We start from the raw sequence: 1451 nt of genomic DNA, 5'->3' as shown, positions 1-1451 counted from the left end.
CCATTACCTTCTAGAGCAGTTCCGCAAGGGAACACCCGGCCTTCGGCCCCGGCATGACTGGTCCCCCCTGTCACCCATGATCCGGGGGGTGGTGTCACCGGAGCCGAAGGCACCGACCGACCGCTGATAGAAGCACGATCCGCCCCCTGAGCAGGATCTTCGTAATGTGGATGACGGCAGACGGTGCCCGCCCGGCCGGGAACAGCACAGATAGGCGACCACCACGATGGACACCCCCGAGCACATCGGCGTCTACCTCGGCCTCGACGTCGGCAAAGGCGACCACCACGCCCACGCCCTCACCCCCGCGGGCAAGAAAGTCCTGGACACCAGACTGCCCAACAGCGAACCCAAACTCCGCCGGATCCTGGACAAGCTCACCGCCGAACACGGCACGGTGCTGGTCGTGGTCGACCAGCCCGCCTCCATCGGCGCCCTGCCCCTGACCGTGGCACGGGCCGCGGGCTGCGCCGTGGCCTACCTGCCCGGGCTGACCATGCGCCGCATCGCCGACCTGTACCCCGGCGAGGCCAAGACCGACGCCCGCGACGCCGCCGTGATCGCCGACGCGGCCCGGGCGATGCCCCGCACCCTGCGCGATCTGGCGCCCGACGACGAGGCGATCGCCGCGCTGAGCATGGTGGCCGGCCACGACGACGACCTGGCCGCCGACGCCACCCGCACCCGCAACCGGCTGCGCGGCCTGCTCACCCAACTCCACCCCGCACTGGAGCGCGTCCTGGGGCCGCGGGCCGACCATCCGGCGGTGCTGACGCTGCTGGAGCGCTACCCCAGCCCGGAGCGGATCCGCCGCGCGGGCCGCTCCCGGCTGGTCGAACTCCTGCGACCGCAGGCGCCGCGCATGGCCCACCGCCTGGTCGAGGACGTCTTCGCCGCGCTGGAAGAGCAGACGGTGACCGTGGCCGGCACCGAAGCCGCCGCGACCGTCGTCGCCAACCTCGCCCGGTCGCTGCGCACCACTCTTCAGCAGCGCGACCGGGTCGCCTCGGAGATCGAGGAGCTGCTGGAGGCCCACCCTCTTTCGGGGGTCCTGACCTCGATGCCGGGCATCGGGGCCAGGACCGGAGCGCGCATCCTCATCGAGGTCGGCGACGGCTCGGCCTTCGCCACAGCGGGCCACTTGGCCTCGTATGCGGGGCTGGCCCCGGCCACGCGGGCCTCGGGCAGCTCCATACGCGGTGAGCATCCCTCCCGGCGCGGCAACAAGCAGCTCAAACGCGCCTTGTTCCTGGCGGCGTTCGCGTCCTTGTCCCATCCGCCCTCACGCGCCTACTACGACCGCAAGACGTCTCAGGGGAAACACCACAACCAGGCCCTGCTCTGCCTGGCCCGGCGGCGCTGCGACGTCCTGTTCGCGATGCTGCGCGACGGCACGTTCTACCAACCGCCGGTGGCCCAGGCGGCTTGACAAACCCATAGAAGCACCCCCC

General features: G+C 71.4%; 1 protein-coding gene. It reads left to right on the top strand.

What is annotated here, in order from left to right; all coding sequences use genetic code 11:
- The first annotated feature begins 226 nt into the window (after positions 1 to 226).
- Positions 227 to 1429, top strand: coding sequence for an IS110 family RNA-guided transposase (locus ABEA15_RS25510; protein ID WP_345559615.1), 1203 nt, complete (start codon positions 227 to 229; stop codon positions 1427 to 1429).
- Positions 1430 to 1451 lie beyond the last annotated feature (22 nt).

The sequence above is a fragment of the Streptomonospora halophila genome (genome assembly GCF_039542725.1).
Taxonomy (GTDB): domain Bacteria; phylum Actinomycetota; class Actinomycetes; order Streptosporangiales; family Streptosporangiaceae; genus Streptomonospora; species Streptomonospora halophila.
This window is presented reverse-complemented; position numbering and strand designations above follow the sequence as displayed.

Bases quoted from the DNA above. Each gene is read 5' to 3' on its own strand.
- ABEA15_RS25510 (WP_345559615.1), top strand. From the start codon at position 227: ATGGACACCCCCGAGCACATCGGCGTCTACCTCGGCCTCGACGTCGGC.